Consider the following 14,443-nt stretch of genomic DNA (forward strand, 5'->3'; position numbering starts at 1 on the left):
TTTAAATACGTATAAAAACGTGAGAAATCGCAGACGATACCGTTTAGTCTAGCTAGTTTTAACGAGTATTCGCAGAGATGGGGGAACGCTCACAGAGCGTTGTTCTCTGCATGGAAGGGCGGTGCGGGGGCGCTGCCCTTTTGACTACGAGATGAGAGCGTTGCACGCTGCTTCTAAAATATATACGGACAATGTTCGGATCAAGTCGCGAAACAGTTCACACAGCTAAGCCGACGTCGACGCCGAGCATGATCGCAAAGCCGAGAATAAACGTCACTGTTGCTGTGTCAGCGTAGCCGTGACTGTGACTTTCGGGGATGAGTTCGCGGAAGACGACCGCCATCATCGCGCCAGCCGCGAACCCAGCCGCAGCGGGGAAGACACCGGTGACGACCCCGACGAGTGCAAAGCCCGCCGCCGCCGCAATCGGCTCCGGAATCGCCCCCGAGAGGGTTGTATACAGGATCGTCTTGACCTTCGAGAGTCCGGTCTGGCTCGCGGGCACCGCCATCGCAAACCCGTCGGGCACGTTCTGGATCGCAATCGCCCCTGCGAGTGCGATGCCGACTTCCTCGAACCCACTGGCGAAGGCGATCCCGATAGCAAGCCCTTCGGGAACGTTGTGAATCGTGATCGAACTTCCGATCAGGACCGCCCGGCGCATGGCGTCGTCTTCCTCGTCGACCGGCTGTGACTCGGGGAACTCGTCGCCGTTCGGGCCTCTGAACAGCATATGAGCGTGTGGAATCGCCCAGTTGGCCGCAAGCAGAAACCCGCCGCCGACAATGAAGCCGCCGCTGACCTCCGCGAGCGTGCCGAGTTCGAGGCCCGGAACGACCAGCGCAAACACTGCCGCACCGACCATGATCCCCGCCGCGAGACCGAGCGCGCCGTCGTACACACGGTGGCTGACGTTGCTCGCTATCAGAATCGGCAGCGCACCGAGCCCAGTGGCCGCGCCAGCCAGCAGGGCGATGAACGTCACGTCGACCACTGATATCATAATTCGACTGCCGCATTCAAGGAATAAAAAACGCCTGTTCCCGGAGTGCGGAGCGACACCCCTTTTTCACGTCGTGGTGAACTCACCGTATGGACCCCAAGCGGGAGCTTTCGAGCATCGACCTTGCGGCACTCGTCACCGAGTTGGGCCGGTACGAGGGCGCAAAGGTCGACAAGGCGTATCTCTACGGCGACGATCTGCTGCGGCTCAAGATGCGGGATTTCGACCGCGGTCGCGTCGAACTCATGATCGAGGTTGGCGACACCAAACGCGCTCACATGGCCGACCCCGACCACGTCTCCGACGCACCGGGTCGACCGCCGAACTTCGCCAAAATGATCCGGAACCGCCTCGGCGGGGCGGATTTTGCTGGTGTCTCCCAGTACGAATTTGATCGAATCTTGGTCTTCGAGTTCGAGCGACCCGACGCCAACACGACGATTGTCGCCGAACTGTTCGGACAGGGCAACATCGCAGTTCTGGACGAAGCCGGCGAGGTCGTCCAGAGCTTGGAGACGGTTCGGCTCAAATCCCGAACCGTCGCGCCCGGTTCCCAGTACCAGTTCCCCGACTCACGGCTCAACCCCTTGTCGGTCAGCTACGACGCCTTCGAGCGAGAGATGGAGGCCTCAACTACGGACGTCGTCCGGACACTCGCCACCCAACTCAACCTTGGGGGACTGTACGCCGAAGAGGTCTGTACCCGCGCCAACGTCGACAAAGAACTCGATATCGACGAGGCCGACGAGTCGACGTTTCAGGCCATCTACGACGTACTCGACAACCTCGCAACGCGTGTGAACGCCGGGGATTTCGAGCCGCGACTGTATCTCGACGAGGAGGCGGTTGTCGACGTCACTCCGTTCCCACTGGCCGAACGCGAAGCCGAGAATCTCGACGAGGAGGCCTACGACAACTTCAACGACGCCGTCGACGAGTACTTCTTCCGACTGGATCGTTCGGACGACGAGACCGACGACACCGAACCCACGACCAGCAAACCGGATTTCGAAAGCGAAATCGCCAAACAGAACCGCATCATCGAACAACAGCAGCAGGCCATCGAAGGCTTCGAGGAGCAGGCCGAGGCCGAACGCGAGAAGGCCGAAGCGCTGTATGCCAAATACGATCTGGTCGACGAGATCCTCTCGACCATCCAGACCGCCCGCGAGCAGGGCGTTCCATGGGATGAGATCGGCGAAACCTTGCAGGCGGGAGCCGAGCAGGGAATCCCGCAAGCCGAGGCTGTGGTGAACGTCGACGGCTCCCAAGGGACCGTCACGGTCGACCTCGGCGAAACACAGGCGACGATTGATGCGACCACCGGCGTCGAAAAGAACGCCGACGAGCTTTATAAAGAGGCCAAACGCGTCGAAGAGAAAAAGGAAGGCGCGAAGGCGGCTATCGAAAACACCCGTGAGGATCTCGAAGCTGCCAAAGCCCGGCGTGAGGCGTGGGATGCCGAGGATCAGGAAGACGAGGACGATGACAACGGAGTGACCGACGAGGACTACGAGGAGATGGACTGGACGGCCCGAAAATCGGTCCCGATCAAGCGAAACGAGCAGTGGTACGAGCGGTTCCGCTGGTTCCACACGACCGACGACTTCCTCGTCATTGCCGGCCGAAACGCCGACCAGAACGAGGAACTTGTCAAGAAGTATATGAGCCGCGGTGACAAGTTCTTCCACGCCCAGGCCCACGGCGCGCCGGTGACGATTCTCAAAGCGACAGGCCCCAGCGAGTCGGCTAAGGATATCGACTTTCCGGAGTCGACGCTCGAAGAGGCCGCCACCTTTGCGGTCTCGCATTCGTCGGTCTGGAAAGCCGGCCAGTACGCAGGCGACGTCTACATGGTCGATCCCGATCAGGTCTCGAAAACCCCCGAGAGCGGCGAGTACATCGACAAGGGGAGCTTCGTGATTCGCGGGGACCGTACCTACTTTGACGATACGGCAGTCGACCTCGCGGTCGGGATTCAGTGTGAGCCACAGACCCGCGTCGTTGGCGGTCCCACGGATGCGGTCGACAAAAACGCCGCAACCCAGATTGGGCTGCAGCCCGGCAAATTCGCCCAAAACGACATGGCAAAACGCTGTTACCGCGAACTCAAAGAGCGGTTCGTTGACGAAGGCTTCGTCAGGAAGGTCGCCAGCCCCGATCTGATCCAGGAGCATCTGCCGGCCGGTGGCAGCCAGCGTGTCGACCAGTAGCGTTCCAGAAACCTACACGAACTGACCAGTAAGGGACAGTTCTCTGTGGGGTTTATTTCCCTCCACACACATCTATCTCAGTATGACATTTCGTGGTGGCGCTGACCTGTCGACAGTGTACGACGACGCCCTCGACGAGGGGTTCGGGCTGATCGCGAGTAACATCGCCGAACCGAACACAATGATCGGACTGATCGAGGGGGCCCAGCGGGTCGACTCGGATCTCCTCCTGCAGATGTCCAACGGGGCCTGCTCGTTCGCCGGCAACGGCAATCCGATTGCGGGCCTCAAAGCGATGAGCAACTACATCGACCTCATCGCCGACCAGTACGATATCGGCGTCTTTCTCAACATGGATCACCAGACGGATCTCGATACGATCCGGAAACAGATCGAGTTGGAGATCCCCTCCTCGATTATGATCGACGCCTCCCACGACCCCTTCGAGGAGAACGTCAAAAAATCCAAACAGGTCGTCGACTGGGTCGACGAGGCCGACGCCGACATCCTCGTTGAGGCCGAACTCGGCACGATCAAGGGCGTCGAAGACGAGATCGTCGCCGACGAGGCCTTTTATACCGATCCCGAGCAGGCCGTCGAGTTCGTCGACCGCACAGGCTGTGATCTGCTGGCGATTTCGGTCGGCACCCAGCACGGCGTCGCCAAAGGCAAGGATCTCGAACTCCGACCCGATCTGACCGAAGATATTCGGATGGCGCTTCGAGACCACGGTCTCGACACGCCGCTGGTGCTGCACGGCTCGTCGGGTGTCCAGCCCGAACAGCTTCAGGAGATGCTGAAACACGGAATCTGTAAGGTCAACAAGGATACCCGCTACCAGTACGAGTACACCCGGACGGCGTTCGATCTCTACCGGGAGGAGACCGATGAAATCGTCCCGCCGGAGGGGATCGAAGACCACCGGGATACATTTTTCAACGATGTCGACTGGGCCCCGAACAAGGATCGGTTCGACCCCCGCGTTGCGGGCCGGAACATCCGCGACCGGATCGCGGACGTGTACGCCGACCTCGCAACCGTCGCCGGGAGTGCTGACCGAAGCAAGTTCAGCTAAGCAGTCGACTTGACATCCTCCCACGACGAAAGTCGTGGACTTTCGCCTCGAAACTCTGTAACTGGCGGTTCTTACTGTGGTCCGAGAAACGGTCGTCTGCTAGCGTGAACCGCGGTCCGTCCGCTTGGAGATATCTCGCCCGACGATGAGATGATGGCCGGGAACGATGTTCGTCGTCCCGGTGTACTCGATACGCCGGTCGACGCCGTCGCCGCCGACGATGGTGACCGTATCGTGTTCGGAGTCTTTGGTCTGGAACCGGCTCCACGCGCCTTCGTAATCGAACTCCTCGGGCAGGAACTCCGCAATCGGCCGCCCGAGGAGTTGCTGGCTCTCGACCCCATAGACGTCAGCGACCGCCGGGTTGGCTTCGATGATTCGGCCCTCCGTGTCGACGATCACCATCGCGTCGGAGGCCTCCTCGAAGGCTGCCTGATACTGATCGTGAGCGCGCTTGAGCGTGGGTTGGTGGCTGTCCGTAGTCGACTCCGTCTGCTGGGGGAGACTGATCGTCATCGTCGTCCCCGCGTCGGTCACTGTGGCATCGATGCTGCCGCCGTGGCCAGTTACGATCCAGTGAGAGATCCACAGCCCGAGTCCACTCCCATGGGTCAGGGGCGTCTCCGAGCCTGTTTCGAGTACTTTCGCCTCCTGGGGAGCCAGACCGGGACCGTCGTCAGAGACCCGTATTTCGACGCCATCCGATACCTCCGTAATACAAACGGTAATCGTCGAGGGTGGGCCACCGTGTTTCGCGGCGTTCTCGATCAGCTCTAAGAGGGCTCGCTCGAAACTCGGCAGTACACTGACCGTGACAGAGTCCACCTGATCGATCTCGATACTCGTATTCGGATGCTGAGAAATAACTCTCTCGGCGACCGCCCGGACGAGCGCAGTGATGTCAGTTGGTTCGGGGTCGGTCTCAAGGCTGATTATCTGGTCGAGGTCCCGGGCTTTTTGACAGAGTTCGATGATAGTGTCGACACTTTGGAGGGCTATCTCTCCGGACTCAGTCGCTGAATCTGCCATCAGTTGTATATGCCCACGCGCAATCGACAGCTTGTTTCGGAGGTTGTGCCGGAGCACACGGTTGAGGACGGTCGTAAGGTTGGCCTGTCTCGTGAGTTCGGTTTCGTGCTGTTGGCGTTCGAGTTCACGTTCGAGCAGTCGGGCAATCATCTCGGCAAACAGACTCTCGCAGTCGCTGAACTCCCCGCGGGGATCTTCGGCCACGAAACAGACCGTTCCATAGGGCTCACCATCGACGATCAGTGTCGTTCCGTGATAACAGTGCAATCCTTGGGCCTGAAACGCAGGGTCGTCAGCCCACCCCTGATTTGGGGCATCGTGGAGTGTGATCTGTTCGTCCGAGTCGACCGTCCGTCGACAGTAGGACAGCTCGAAATCGATCTCCTGTCCGGTCGGGGCCTCGCCGTCGAACGGCTCGGTGCTGACCAGTATCTCCCAGTACTCCGTTTCGGCGTCGACGCGTGCGAGATAGCCACTGTCGGCACTCAAAAACCGCACCCCGATGTCGAGTGCCGCCTGTGCTTTGGTCTCAAACGAGCCGTCGCCCCGAATAATGTCATACAGCTCCTCTCTGGCCGCCTGAGACGTCAGTGAGTCGCCCGTCATCCGATACCAGCCTCTCCGAAGGCGGACTCCCGGTGTCTGGTCGCCCCCTGTACGCCCGTTTCTGACAACCATCCGGTAGAGGACATTGTGTTAGTTACCATACTGTTTCTACGCACAAATAGGTGTGTGTCAGTCACACCCAAGCCTCAGGGAAAGCAGTTACATCCATCGTCGACCCTCACAAAGGGTCATCGAGCGACGCGGTTTGTGTCCACCACAGTACATAAGATGGGTGGGGTACTGGATATAGCCAATGCTGAGCGAGTCGCTCCGGGTGCCCTACCGTGCCGACGACGCCTTCGGGACGATCCTCGTCGGTTCGGTGTTGGCTTTTTTTACACCGGTGTTAGTGGCAGTTTGGACCGTGTTACTGGTCGCATCGCCATGGGTTGGACTCGCCGCCACGCCGGTGGTCGCCCTGCCGAGTCTCGTACTGCGAGGCTATCTGCTTGCGGTCGTCGACAGTGGCATCCACGACCGACCCACTGTCCCGTCGTTCGTGCGCTGGGGGACGCTCGTCCGAAGGGGCGGTTCGTCGACGCTGCTTTCGGCGGTCTATCTGCTTCCGGCGGCTGTGCTGGGTGGGATTGCGATAGGCGGGTGGGTCGCGGCGGCGATACAGCCGCCGGGGTTCACCGAGTCGGCACAGGCGCTGGTCGGCGTGCTAATTTTGGTCGCGGGGTTCGGACTCCTGCTCTACGGACTCGTCTATCTCTACGTTCGGCCCGCCGCGCGGGCGGTGTTTGCGTCGACTGGCTCGCTTCGGGCGGCGCTTGGGGTTCGCCGGGTGCTCCGACTGGCCGCAACCGGTGACTACCTCACGGGGTGGTTGATCGCAATGGGGCTGCTGACGGCCGCGCCAACCCTCCTCCTTCCATTGGTTGGGATCGCAGTAGCTGTAGGCTATCTCTCACCGGCAGCCGCGCTGATCATCCTGTTGGTGACGATCCTGCTCGGATTCTACCTTGGGTTCGTCATCCGGGTATCGGCGGCATGGGCGACCGGTCGCGGGGGGAGTACGGGACTCGCCGAGATCTATCCGGCATCCGTACGGGACACGACCGCGGAAACGGGCGTGCTGATGACCGCGGATTCGGCGTCAGCGCCCAGCCCCAAGACCGAACCCAGTCGACCGGAGGCCGACCCAGCCATACAGACGGGACGAACCGTGGGGCTGAATCCCGCCGAGTCACAGCCTCCCGGAAAGTCGGATCTCCCGGCGGTCGACAGCCAGTCGACACCGACCGAGGCTGATGGCAATGGGTCAGTGTCGGATGACGACGGTGAGTCAGTCGACGACGAGAGCAACCAGTTGCGGAGTGATGACGACAACGATAGCAGAGCGGCAAACAGCGTCGGTGCCGACAGCGACGAACCCGAGGCTCCTGATGGCGATGGCGAGACTAACAACACCGACGACCACGGCTTCGTCTGGGGCGTCGACGACGACCAGTAGCCAGAGGCCCAGATCAAACGGAAGGGTTGTTAGCCGGTCGGCCGAAGAAGGGGTATGCGAATCGCGAGCCGCGGTCGTGGCGAGGAGGGCCGAGAACGGATGACGCTGGTCCCCGAAACCGTCGATGATCTGTGGCATCTCTCCTACGTCCTCGAACCGGGCGATCTCGTCTCCGGCGACACCACCCGCCGCATCCAGCGCAACGACGACCAGATGCGCGACACCGGCGGCCAGCGCGAACACATCTCAGTGACGATTGAGGTCGAGAGCGTCGAGTTCGCCCGCTTCGCCAACCGACTCCGCGTGGGTGGGGTCATCACCGGCTGCTCCCGCGAGGACCAGCTCGGACTCCACCACACGCTCAATGTCGAACAGCACGAAGAGCTAACCATTGAAAAGCATTTCAAACCGGATCAGATCGACCGCATCGAGGAGGCCGAGGAGGCCGCCGACAACCCGGATGTCGCCATCGCCACCGTCGAAGAAGGCGAGGCCTACATCCATCTGGTCAAAGAGTACGGCGTCGACGAGTACGCCTCCTTCACGAAGCCGACCGGCAAAGGAGAATACTCTCGGCCCCGCGATGAACTGTTCGGCGAGCTGGGAAGCGCACTCAGCCATCTCGACACCGACGCGATCATTCTCGCTGGACCGGGATTTACCAAACAGGACGCTCGGGACTACATCGCCGAGAACTATCGGGATCTGGAGGAACTGATTACGGTGGTCGACACCTCCAGTGCGGGCGGTCGCGGGGTCCACGAAGTGCTCAAACGCGGTGCGGTCGAAGAGGTCCAAGACGAGACCAGAATCGCCCGCGAGGCCGAGACCATCGACGAACTGATGACCCGCATTGGCGACGGCGCGAAGGCCGCCTATGGGATCGAGCAGGTCCAAGAGGCCGCCGAGTTCGGGGCTGTCGAAGAGCTACTGATCCTTGATGAGCGACTCCGAGACGAACGACAGAAAGAGGGCGACTGGGACCTCGACGTCAACGAGGTTATCGAGACTGTCGAACAGAAGGGTGGCGAAATCACCGTCTTCTCGAAGGAGTTCCAGCCGGGCCAACAGCTGAAAAATCTCGGTGGAATTGCAGCGTTGCTTCGCTACCGGCTCCAGTAGTCGACGGTGTCGGTCGCTTCTACCAGTATCTCTTAGTTTCCTGCTTGCAGGGGTGTAGGTAATGGTACTTCCGCAGTCAGTCGACAGTCTCGTTCCGAAATACGCGGCTCTTCTCGGACAGCTCGGGGAGTTGCTTGTCGTTGCGGCTGTGGTCTACATCCCCGGTCGATACCTGTTGGAACCGGCCGTCGCGTGGCTGTTTGGCCGCCGAAACATGGATCCAACCATCGAGCGGGCCCTTCAGAAGGTACTCCACGTGGGCGTCATCGTAGGCACGCTCGCCGTTGCCGCGGCAGCCGCGGGCTTTAGTGGTCTATTGGGTGGCTCGGCACTCATTGTCGCCGCGCTAACGCTGGCAGTCGGTTTCGCCGCCCAAGACGTGATCTCAAACTTCGTCGCGGGCGTGTTTATCGTTCAGGATCGGAACTTCACTATCGACGACTGGATCGAGTGGGACGACAAGGCGGGCTTTATCGACGATATTGGCTTCCGGGTGACTCGCGTCCGAACGTTCGACAACGAGACGATCACCGTCCCCAACACGGAGCTTGCGACGACCTCAGTGACAAACAGAATGAGCAACGACACACTCCGCATTTCCTACAAATTCGGCATCGGCTACGCGGATAATATCGATGAAACAACGCGTATTTTGCTCGATGTGGCCGATGACCACGACGAAATCCTCACCGATCCCGAACCCTCGGTTCGGATGGCTGATCTCGGTGATACCGCAGTACTACTGCAGGCCCGGTTTTGGATCGGCGACCCCGACCGCGAGGAGTTTTCCGAAACCCGGTCCGAATACATTCAAATAGTCAAAGATCGGTGTGAGGCTGCTGGCATCGATCTCAGTACGACCACTCAACACGATCTGTCGGGCAAACTCACAGTCGACGAGCCCCCGACATCACTGACTTCCGAACAGTAGTCTCCGGCTTACTTCAAACCCGAATCGGTCGACGACACCTCATCGTCGGTTGGAGCTTCTTGAACCCACTTCTTTTCGACATCCCGATTGGCAACGACAATCAGGTCGCCCTCCTCGCTCCGAATCCGGGTTTTACGCAGATCGATGCCGGTGACGGTGCCGGTTACTGAGGCCGTGGTCACCAGATCACCCTCGTTGAAATCCGCATCCTGAAGCAGGTAGACCCCGGCGACCGTGTCGGCAATCATCTCCTTGAGGGCGAAGGCAATACCCAAGGCGACAAAACCGGTTGCAGTCCCAAGACTCGCTGCCACATCGTCCATCCCGACGATTTTGAACAGCGTCAGGCCAGCCCCGAACCAGAGGAACACAGTGACGACCGTCACCACGAGGTCGACGATGAGTTGTTCCTCCTGAGAGTAGAGCCGACCGAGTGTGGACCGAAGCACCGACCGGATAACACGAATCAGGATGTAGGCGAGCGTCAGAAACACCAGTCCCGAGATGAGTGTCGGGAGAATACTGAGTATATCCGTAAGGAACTCCGAGACGACCCGCTCGGCGATGTTCGACGGCAGTTGAAGCATACGGATAGTAGTCGACGCCTACCGTAAGAGTATACGGTCCCTACTTACTCGCCAGTCAGTGCCTCGTTGGCCGGTGCAAACGAGATTGTCGACCCGAGTCCTTCGGCTTTCGCTCGTTCGTAGAGCATCCCAGCCGCGGCGACAGTCTCGATCCCGGTGCCGCCGCTGTCGAACACCGTAACCTCCGTCTCGCTTTGTCGCCCGACTGCGTTGCCAGCGACGATCTCACCCAACTCGGCATGGATGTCGACTTCGCTGACGACGCCCGCCTCGACAGCGTGCATGAACGAGCCAGCGTCCTGCATGACGCGTTCACGGAGATCCGGCACGTACCGGCTCCGGGCGATGGTGGTCGTATCGAGTTCGCGCTTCGAGGGCGTGTACTGTCCCATTGCAGTCACGTGGGTGCCGGGAGCCAGCAGATCGCCATCAAACACCGGCTCGTCGGCATTCGTTGCTGTAATGACGATATCGGCCCCAGTGACCGCATCGGCACTGGAGTCGACCGCAGTCACCTCGCAGTCGAGCGCCGCAGTCATTTCGTCGGCGAACGTCTCGCGGTTGGCTGGCGTCGGTGAGTAGACCTCGACTGCTGAGAGCTCTCGAACAGTCGCCGTCGACCGGAGCTGGCCGCGAGCCTGTGGTCCCGACCCGATGATCCCGACCGTCTCGGCGTCAGCGCGGGCGAGGTGGTCGACGCCAACCGCACCTGCCGCACCCGTTTTAAACGGATTCATGCTGGCCCCATCCAGAAGCGCGAGTGGTTCGCCACTGTCGGCATCGAACAGCGGCGTCATGAACCACGCATCGCGCTCGCCGAAGCCAGCCGAATACATGTAGCCACCCATATAGCCAGCCTCCGGAAGCACTGCCGCGTAGTCGGTGAACATCCCCGGCGGCGACTCGTTGATGAGTTTCGTTCGTGGTTCGGCTGGCGCGCCTTCGCCACGCTGGCGATAGCCCTCGGTGACGGCGTCGACGTAAGCCGCTGGCTCGGCGAGTCCCTGGACATCGCTGCTACTCAAAAAGAGGCAGTCGGTCATGCTAGCTCAACAGAAGACAGCAAGAAGGAAAGGTACATCGACGGTCCGTTGGTCGGTTACGGAGCGAACTGATCCGAACGTAGTCGACGACTACTGTGAGTTAGTCAGCGTTTGATGGCTGAACGGCGGATCGCTGGTCGGCCGTCGGCTCGGCCCGACCCGGAACGTTGACGAACAGCGCGTGTCCGATAACGAGAACCGCAGCCCCGGCTCCGACTGGCACGGCCATCGTCAACTGGATGCCTGCGAGGAATAAAATCGCAGTCAGTCCGAACATCACAGCCGGAATCAGGCCAAGCACGAAGTCGTAGTACCGGGTCATAATACATGACATACTATGGGCAATACATATTTAATTCTTTCTGGTGGGTAACCCAAAGCCATTGAGGGTGGTAGGAAAATCCAACTCATAACTTATGAGTCGCTGTCGGCAGGAGGAGATCCAATGTAGCTACTCGAAGGGGAATTCTTAGAACTGATTACGGACGAATATATTGTCGACCGAACCCGAAAAGAGGCGAGACAGCTACGCGTTCAGCACGCCACGGAGGATTTCGGGGGCCGCCTCAAGCGCGTCATCGAGTGCGTCGACATCCGGCCCACCACCCTGTGCGAAATCCGGTGGGCCGCCACCACCACCGCCGACACGACCAGCGAGTTCGCCGACGACCTCACCGGCATTGATTCCTGCGGCGTCGGGGACACCGACGACGAACACCGCGCTGCCGCCCTCGCCGCTACCGAGGACGGCGATTTTGCCCTCCTCGACGAGCGCGTTGGCGGTCGCCCGGAGTTCGTCGACATCCGCATCGATGCGCTGAATCACGGCGGGCTGATCGCCAACCGATATCTCGTCGGCCTCGGCGGCGGCGCGAGCCTCCGCGAGTTCGTCTTTGAGACGGTCGATCTGCTTGCCGCGTTCCTTCCACTCGGTGAAGAAGCGTTCGGCCGTCTCGGGGACCTCCTGTGGATTCACGTCCAAGACATCGGCGGCGTCGTACAGCGCATCCTCGGTGCGCTGGGTCGACTCGATGGCCGCCTCGCCGGCCGCAAAGACGATTCGCTCGACGCCGTCCTGAACTGGTTCGGTCTTACGAATCTTGATCGCGCCGACGTTGCCGGTCCGGCTAACGTGGGTGCCACCGCAGGCCTGAACATCCTCGCCGATGTGGATCAGTCGGATGTTGGTCCCCGGTGGGATGCCACCCTGATACAGGTCAAACCCGTGTTCCTCTTGGGCCTCGTTGCGGTGGGGCCACTCCTGTGTGACCGAGATGTTGTCCCGCACGAGTTCGTTGGCGATCCGTTCGATCTCTGTGACCTCCTCGCGCGTAATGCGCTCGTAGTGCCGAACGTCGAGTCGTGAGGAGTTGATCCCTTTCTGAGCGCCTGCCTGCCGAATATGCTCACCGAGGACCTTTCGGGTCGCGTGACCGATGATGTGAGTCGCCGTGTGGTGGCTCATCAGTCGACGCCGCCGGTCGGCGTCGATCTGGCCACGGACGAACTCGCCCTTGCCCGGATCACGATCCGTGCGGTGGAGGACGACGCCGTCGACGATCTGGACATCGTCGACCTCGGCGGTGGCCTCCTCGCTGGTCAGCGTCCCGTGGTCGGCGGGCTGGCCACCACCCTCGGGGTAGAACATCGTCTGATCGAGAACGACATCGTAGCCCTCGTCGGCCTCGAACACGTCGAGGACGACCGCCTCGAACTCCATCCGCTCTTGGTTGTCGTAGTAGAGTTTATCAGTCTCCGGGAGATCACCCAGTCGTTCGTCCTGTTCAGAAGACGTGGTTGCCTCACCGGCCTCATCGTGGCGCGCGGCGACCAGCGAGTAGAAGTCATCCGGAATCTCGACGGTCGCATCGCGCTCGGCGGCGATCTCGGCGACCATATCCGGCTGAATTCCGTGGGAGTCGTACAGTTCGATCAGCTGGTCGACCGGAATCGACTCGTCGGTTCCGGCGTAGTCGTCGGCCAACTGTTCGACTTTCCGGGAGCCGCGTTCCAGCGTTTCGCGGTATTTGGCCTCCTCAGTCCGGACAATATCGCGGATCGTATCACGATTCTCGTATTCCAGCCGGGTGGCCTGCATATCCACGAGTTCGTCCAGCGGCGCGTCGACGCCGACGTTGTCGACGAGGCGCTTCGTTCGCCGCAAGACCATTCGGGCGAGATAGCCCGTGCCGACGTTCGAAGGGACGATCCCGTCGCCGAACATGTAAGCCAGCGCCCGGCAGTGGTCGGCGATAGCGTAGATGTCCTCCAGCGGCTCCATGAGTTCGGTGAGTCGGTCGACAGAGACGTCTAAGCGGTCAGCGATCTCTGCTCTCGCGCTGTCCATGTCGTCGGCCTCGTCGATATCCATGTGGCCCGCGAGTTTGGCGACCCGGTGGATGAGCTGTTCTTCCTCGTTGGTGTGATCAATATCAGCGTGATCTTTGAGGAAGGCGATCATCTCGGGGTAGATCGCCTCGTAAACCGTCGGGGTGCCTTGGCTCATCCACGTCCAGCGTTCGAGGCCATAGCCGGTGTCGACGATGTAGGTGTCCATCTTCGAATACCGGTTGCCGTCTTTCATCTCGTATTCACCCTCCGAGTCCTGCTCCATCGACATGAAGACCAGCGTGGCGAGCTCCGCGCCTTTATAAATGACCTCGATGGCTGGGCCAGCGTTGCCGCCGCCAACCCACGGATCTTCGATGTAGGTGATCTCTTCGAGATCAGCACCGAGAGACTCGAAGAGGCCATCACAGAACTCGACGGTTTCGTCCTTCCAGTAGACCTCGCCCTCGTAGGCATACTCTCCCTCGGCCTCGGCGCGGGCGTTGAACGCGTGGTGGGCCATCATCTCGAAGGCCATCGTGTGTCGACCCGTTTTGCCGACATTGTCGATGTCCTGCATCCGAATGCAGGGCTGGGAGATACAGAGCGGGTTGGCCGGTGGTGGTGTCTGGCCGCTGGTGACGAGTGGTTGGAAATCGTAGATAGATGCTTGGGTCAGAAGCACGTCGTCACGCCAGCGGTTTGCAGCGACCGGGTAGGGCTCGATTCGCTCGTGGTCGTGGTCCTCGAAATACGAGAGGAACGCCTCGCGCATCGTTTCGAGGGTGTGTTCCTCGTCGAAACTCGGGTCATCAATAAATCGGTAGTCCTCACACGGCGGCTCACCGCAGAGTTCGCGGTCGTGGTCGCGCGTCCAGAAGTGTGCCCCACACGAGGAACACTCCCGGCGCACGAAGTCTTCGGCCTCGAAGTAGTCGAGGCGGTACTCCTGCTCTAGATTACTCATTACTCCTGTTTGGCGCATGAGGTTCTAAAAGGGTTCGGACAACGGCTTGACGACGCTAACCCCGGAATCCGGTATAAAAACAG

The 14,443-nt window shown here is 60.5% G+C and carries 11 protein-coding genes; 5 read left to right on the forward strand and 6 right to left on the reverse strand.

Features of this window, described 5'->3' with window-relative positions:
- Positions 1 to 217: 217 nt before the first annotated feature.
- Positions 218 to 1,003: a ZIP family metal transporter gene (locus HALTADL_RS15775; RefSeq protein WP_089671364.1), complete on the reverse strand. Its 786-nt coding sequence runs from the start codon at positions 1,001 to 1,003 to the stop codon at positions 218 to 220.
- Positions 1,004 to 1,092: 89 nt separating this feature from the next.
- Between HALTADL_RS15775 and rqcH the strand changes: the two genes are divergently transcribed.
- Positions 1,093 to 3,216, forward strand: a complete 2,124-nt coding sequence (gene rqcH, locus HALTADL_RS15780; protein WP_089671363.1) for a ribosome rescue protein RqcH — start codon at positions 1,093 to 1,095, stop codon at positions 3,214 to 3,216.
- An 82-nt stretch (positions 3,217 to 3,298) separates the two neighbouring features.
- Entirely contained in the window at positions 3,299 to 4,291 is a 993-nt protein-coding gene (fba, locus tag HALTADL_RS15785) for a class II fructose-bisphosphate aldolase (RefSeq protein ID WP_089671362.1), read from the forward strand.
- Between the two features lie 99 nt (positions 4,292 to 4,390).
- Here the strand turns inward: fba and HALTADL_RS15790 are convergent, their stop codons facing one another.
- On the reverse strand, positions 4,391 to 5,926 hold the full coding sequence (locus tag HALTADL_RS15790; protein ID WP_162551743.1) for an ATP-binding protein: 1,536 nt from the start codon (positions 5,924 to 5,926) through the stop codon (positions 4,391 to 4,393).
- A 253-nt stretch (positions 5,927 to 6,179) separates the two neighbouring features.
- On the opposite strand from HALTADL_RS15790, the gene HALTADL_RS15795 reads away from it, so the two are divergent.
- From HALTADL_RS15795 to HALTADL_RS15805, 3 genes are all read left to right on the forward strand, one after another.
- Entirely contained in the window at positions 6,180 to 7,382 is a 1,203-nt protein-coding gene (locus HALTADL_RS15795) for a DUF4013 domain-containing protein (RefSeq protein ID WP_089671360.1), read from the forward strand.
- A gap of 54 nt (positions 7,383 to 7,436) precedes the next feature.
- The gene (locus HALTADL_RS15800; protein ID WP_089671359.1) at positions 7,437 to 8,504 is read left to right on the forward strand and encodes an mRNA surveillance protein pelota; all 1,068 of its coding nucleotides are present in this window, start codon (positions 7,437 to 7,439) and stop codon (positions 8,502 to 8,504) included.
- Positions 8,505 to 8,565: 61 nt separating this feature from the next.
- Positions 8,566 to 9,435 carry a mechanosensitive ion channel family protein gene (locus HALTADL_RS15805; protein WP_089671358.1) on the forward strand — a complete coding sequence of 290 codons (870 nt, stop codon included), beginning with the start codon at positions 8,566 to 8,568 and terminating at the stop codon, positions 9,433 to 9,435.
- An 8-nt stretch (positions 9,436 to 9,443) separates the two neighbouring features.
- On the opposite strand, the gene HALTADL_RS15810 is transcribed toward HALTADL_RS15805, so the two are convergent.
- From HALTADL_RS15810 to alaS, 4 genes are all read right to left on the reverse strand, one after another.
- Positions 9,444 to 10,022 carry a mechanosensitive ion channel family protein gene (locus HALTADL_RS15810; protein WP_089671357.1) on the reverse strand — a complete coding sequence of 193 codons (579 nt, stop codon included), beginning with the start codon at positions 10,020 to 10,022 and terminating at the stop codon, positions 9,444 to 9,446.
- Between the two features lie 44 nt (positions 10,023 to 10,066).
- Positions 10,067 to 11,065 carry an ornithine cyclodeaminase family protein gene (locus HALTADL_RS15815; RefSeq protein WP_089671356.1) on the reverse strand — a complete coding sequence of 333 codons (999 nt, stop codon included), beginning with the start codon at positions 11,063 to 11,065 and terminating at the stop codon, positions 10,067 to 10,069.
- 100 nt (positions 11,066 to 11,165) lie between these two features.
- Entirely contained in the window at positions 11,166 to 11,387 is a 222-nt protein-coding gene (locus tag HALTADL_RS15820) for a hypothetical protein (RefSeq protein WP_089671456.1), read from the reverse strand.
- A 204-nt stretch (positions 11,388 to 11,591) separates the two neighbouring features.
- Positions 11,592 to 14,360, reverse strand: coding sequence for an alanine--tRNA ligase (gene alaS, locus HALTADL_RS15825; RefSeq protein ID WP_089671355.1), 2,769 nt, complete (start codon positions 14,358 to 14,360; stop codon positions 11,592 to 11,594).
- Positions 14,361 to 14,443: the final 83 nt, after the last annotated feature.

The sequence above is a fragment of the Halohasta litchfieldiae genome, from assembly GCF_002788215.1.
Taxonomy (GTDB): Archaea; Halobacteriota; Halobacteria; order Halobacteriales; family Haloferacaceae; genus Halohasta; species Halohasta litchfieldiae.

Excerpts from the sequence above, each read along its gene's own strand:
- rqcH (WP_089671363.1), top strand. The coding sequence starts at position 1,093 with ATGGACCCCAAGCGGGAGCTTTCGAGCATCGACCTTGCGGCACTCGTC.
- HALTADL_RS15820 (WP_089671456.1), bottom strand. The coding sequence starts at position 11,387 with ATGACCCGGTACTACGACTTCGTGCTTGGCCTGATTCCGGCTGTGATG.
- HALTADL_RS15775 (WP_089671364.1), bottom strand. The coding sequence starts at position 1,003 with ATGATATCAGTGGTCGACGTGACGTTCATCGCCCTGCTGGCTGGCGCG.
- HALTADL_RS15815 (WP_089671356.1), bottom strand. The coding sequence starts at position 11,065 with ATGACCGACTGCCTCTTTTTGAGTAGCAGCGATGTCCAGGGACTCGCC.
- fba (WP_089671362.1), top strand. The coding sequence starts at position 3,299 with ATGACATTTCGTGGTGGCGCTGACCTGTCGACAGTGTACGACGACGCC.
- alaS (WP_089671355.1), bottom strand. The coding sequence starts at position 14,360 with ATGAGTAATCTAGAGCAGGAGTACCGCCTCGACTACTTCGAGGCCGAA.
- HALTADL_RS15810 (WP_089671357.1), bottom strand. The coding sequence starts at position 10,022 with ATGCTTCAACTGCCGTCGAACATCGCCGAGCGGGTCGTCTCGGAGTTC.
- HALTADL_RS15795 (WP_089671360.1), top strand. The coding sequence starts at position 6,180 with ATGCTGAGCGAGTCGCTCCGGGTGCCCTACCGTGCCGACGACGCCTTC.
- HALTADL_RS15790 (WP_162551743.1), bottom strand. The coding sequence starts at position 5,926 with ATGACGGGCGACTCACTGACGTCTCAGGCGGCCAGAGAGGAGCTGTAT.
- HALTADL_RS15800 (WP_089671359.1), top strand. The coding sequence starts at position 7,437 with ATGCGAATCGCGAGCCGCGGTCGTGGCGAGGAGGGCCGAGAACGGATG.
- HALTADL_RS15805 (WP_089671358.1), top strand. The coding sequence starts at position 8,566 with ATGGTACTTCCGCAGTCAGTCGACAGTCTCGTTCCGAAATACGCGGCT.